This window comes from Allobosea sp. P1_A7 (genome assembly GCF_056406775.1).
In genome coordinates this window covers 1-3,466 of sequence record NZ_JBFTZN010000416.1, presented here as the reverse complement: position 1 = coordinate 3,466, position 3,466 = coordinate 1, and the positions used below count along the sequence as shown (strand labels likewise).

The 3,466-nt window shown below is 64.7% G+C and carries 4 protein-coding genes; all 4 read left to right on the top strand.

Features of this window, described 5'->3' with window-relative positions:
* Positions 1-1,730: FUSC family protein (locus tag AC1D34_RS35380; RefSeq protein WP_476826764.1), on the top strand; the 1,730-nt coding region annotated here is incomplete at its 5' end.
* Complete coding sequence (locus tag AC1D34_RS35375; protein WP_441493803.1) at positions 1,727-1,936, top strand: DUF1656 domain-containing protein; 210 nt, start codon at positions 1,727-1,729, stop codon at positions 1,934-1,936. The genes AC1D34_RS35380 and AC1D34_RS35375, both read left to right, overlap by 4 nt.
* Positions 1,933-2,805, top strand: coding sequence for an efflux RND transporter periplasmic adaptor subunit (locus AC1D34_RS35370; RefSeq protein ID WP_476826763.1), 873 nt, complete (start codon positions 1,933-1,935; stop codon positions 2,803-2,805). Before AC1D34_RS35375 ends, AC1D34_RS35370 begins: the two co-directional genes overlap by 4 nt.
* Positions 2,806-3,189: 384 nt before the next feature.
* Positions 3,190-3,466 (top strand): hypothetical protein (locus tag AC1D34_RS35365; protein ID WP_476826762.1); only part of this gene is annotated, 277 nt, incomplete at its 3' end.

Here is a 3,466-nt window from a genome sequence, read left to right as displayed (position 1 = left end):
GGACGGCACGCAGTTACGCTTTCCTTCTGTCGGGCTATACGGCTGCGATCATCGCCTTTCCGTCCGTCTCGGATCCCGGCAGCATCTTCGACACCGCGATCGCGCGCGTTCAGGAAATCTCGCTGGGCATCATCTGCGCTGCGGTCATCTCCGGGACGGTATTCCCGCAGAGCAGCGGCACGGTCATCTCCGAGCGGCTCGATTACTGGCTCGCGACCGCGGCCAAGCTGTCGCGGGAGGCCCTCGCCGGCAGCGGGGTCGGCCAGGAGCAGCATTTGCAGCGGCTCCTGAGGGAAGCAGTCGAGATCGAAGCCATGGAGAGCCACCTCGATCATGACCGGCTGACCGACATCGAGGCCGCGCGTGGATTGCGCATTCTCCGGCGGCACATGCTGATGCTCGTGCCGATCCTTGCCTCGATCAACGACCGGATCGCGGCACTCGGTCCCCGGTTGCGCGACGATGAACCCGATCTCGCCCGGCTCTTCGAGCGCCTGTCTGCATGGATCGCCGACGACGGCTCCGTCACGCAACCGACGCTCGAACTGTCGTTGGAGATCGAGGCCCGTCGCCTTGGGCTCTCCACCGACTCGAGCTGGGACCAGGTCCTGATCGTCAGTCTGCTGATCCGCCTGCTGGAACTCGCCGATCTCTTGCAGGACTGCCGCTTGCTCCGCTCCGCGATCGACGAAGGCCGGGATCCCTCCCGTGTCACCCTTCGGTTCGATCCGGAGGCAGGGGCCGAGGTCGCCCGGCATCGCGATCCCATGCTCGCCATCTGGTCGGCAGCCGCCACGGCCATAGCAATCCTGCTTTGCTGCGCATTCTGGATCGGCACCGGTTGGCACGATGGCGCCTCCGCCCCGATGATGGCTGCGGTGGCATGCTCGATCTTCGCCTCCCGGGACGACCCGGCGATCGGCATGCGCAGTTTCGGGGGATGGGCGGTCGTCGCCATCATCGTCGCCGGAATTTACCTGTTCGCGTTGCTCCCGCGGATCTCGGACATCGAGGTGGTCGTCGTGGCCCTGGCGCCGACGCTCGTCTTGTTCGGTTATCTGATCGCGCGGCCCTCGACGACGGCGATAGGCACCGCGCTCGCCGTCAACTTCGCGACGATGCTGGCGCTGCAATCCACCTATCAGGCGGACTTCGCGGCGTTCGTCAATTCGGCGATCGCCTTCGTGTTGGGCATATCCGCCGCCATTGCGGTGATGCGGACGCTGCGCTCGATCCGCACGGAATGGATCGTGGCTCGCCTCCTGCGGAAGGGCTGGGTCGCGCTCGCCCTGGCGGCGGAACATCGCGGTAAGCGCGACCGGGCCAATTTCGTCGGTGCCATGCTCGCCCGCCTCGACCAGCTCGTGCAGCGGCTCGCCGCCATTCCTGAAATCGAGCGACGCGACGTCGAGAACCTCGGCCAATTGCGGGTCGGTCTCAACATCATCGACCTGCGCCGCGCGCGTCATCAGCTCTCGGAGAACACCGTCCGGGCGATCGACGGCTTGCTCGACAGGCTGGCCGCCACGTTCCGCGCCTATCCGGGAGGGGCGATGCCCGAGAGCCTGCTCGCCGATATCGACACCACATTGACCGCAGTCGTCGACGATCCCGGTGCCGGGGCCAAGGAAGACGCCCTGATCGGGCTTGTCGGCATCAGGCGCGGATTGTTCCCGCAAGCACCGCCCTATATGCCTCAGTCCCCGGTGATCGCGATGCAACTCGCATGAGAACGGACCTCGACATCTTCGGCGTCTATGTTCCCTCGCTGCTGCTGGGGTTCGTGATCGCGTATGTCCTGTCGGCGCTGCTCTCGCGGTTGTTCCGCCGGATCGGCCTCTATCAACACGTCTGGCATCGGGCGTTGTTCGATCTGGCCGTCTTCGCCTGCCTCCTTGGCATGGTCGTCTTTCTCTCTTCGGGGATTCTGGCGTGAAAGACCTGCTTGCGTCATACGGCCGCTACGCGATCACGGGCATCGCCGTACTCGCTGCCATCGTGGTGGGACACTGGCTCTGGGGCTACTACATGGACGCCCCCTGGACGCGGGATGGTCGTGTCCGAGCCGATATCGTGGTGGTGGCGCCCGACGTATCGGGTTTCGTGACCGAGGTTCTCGTCCGCGACAACCAGCCGGTCAAACGCGGCGACCCGCTGTTTCGGATCGACCGCGCGCGGTTCGAGCTGGCGCGGCAACAGGCCGAAGCCGTTGTCGCCGGCCGGAAGGCGTCGCTGGAACAGGCGAACCTCGACTTCGACCGCTATCACACGTTGAGCGCCGACGCTGTGTCCCGGCAGCGGCAGGAGGAGGTGCGGGCGACACAGCTCGTGGCCAAGGCGGCCCATSAACAGGCCGGGGCCGATCTCGGTGTCGCCCAGCTCAATCTCGACCGCAGCGAGGTACGCGCCTCCGTCAACGGCGTCATCACCAATATGGACCTGCGTCCGGGCAGTTTCGTCAGCACCGGCAAGGGCGTCATGGCGCTGGTCGATACCGATACGTTGCGCGTAGAGGGCTATTTCGAGGAGACGAGGCTCTCGCGCATCCATGTCGGCGATCCGGCTTCGATCCTCCTGATGGGCGACGGCACCCGCCTGACCGGTCGCGTCGAAAGCATCGCGGCCGGCATCTACGATCGCGACCGCGGGGCGGGCAGCAATCTGCTCGCCGACGTCAATCCGACCTTCAACTGGGTGCGGCTGGCGCAGCGCGTGCCGGTGCGCATTGCACTCGACGAAGTCCCACCCGGCACGCTTCTCGTGTCGGGCCGAACCGCCACGGTCGAAATCCGCTCCGCGAGGTAGCTACCGTTTGATGCGGCATCGACGGGCCAGGACCGCGATGCTTCGGATGGTGCTCGTCTCACTGCCGCTGAGGCGGAGATGGGCGCCTATGTCTCGGCGGCGGCGCACCCGGCCGACGTGGCGTGGGTGGCCCTTGCATGAATTCCGCGGCCATCCCGTCGAGACCCCGCGCGGTCCTCGGCAGTAGAGAAGAGCCGCATCGTGCCGGAAGGCGTGCGCGGCGATCGGAGCATCGCCGAGCACTGTCGGCGCGAGACATGCTCTGCGAGCGAACCCGAGGTTCGTCTCGCCGCGTGTTGGTCCGCCAATGTGATCAAGCGCATTTAAGCCAGAAGCGGGAAGGGCGATAACTCTCGGTATCGGATTATCGGAAGGACCAGACCGATGGCCTTCAGGACCGCGTTCGCGCATCAGGACAACACGCGAGACGTCAGTGTCTCGATCATGTCTCTCATCCCTGCCTTTGTTGCCGTCGGCTCGCTTGTCGGTGACATGTCTCTCATGGCTCCGGGCATGCTTCACATGTTGCCGAGTGGTTGCTTGGCCTCATTCTGCGGTATTTCTACTTCTCTGTTCCTTGCGTCTCGTGACATGGATTTAGATTGTATCTCGAGGTGTTTTAGTTTCGAGGTCGGTTATTTTATGAAGCCAATCCGAAGAC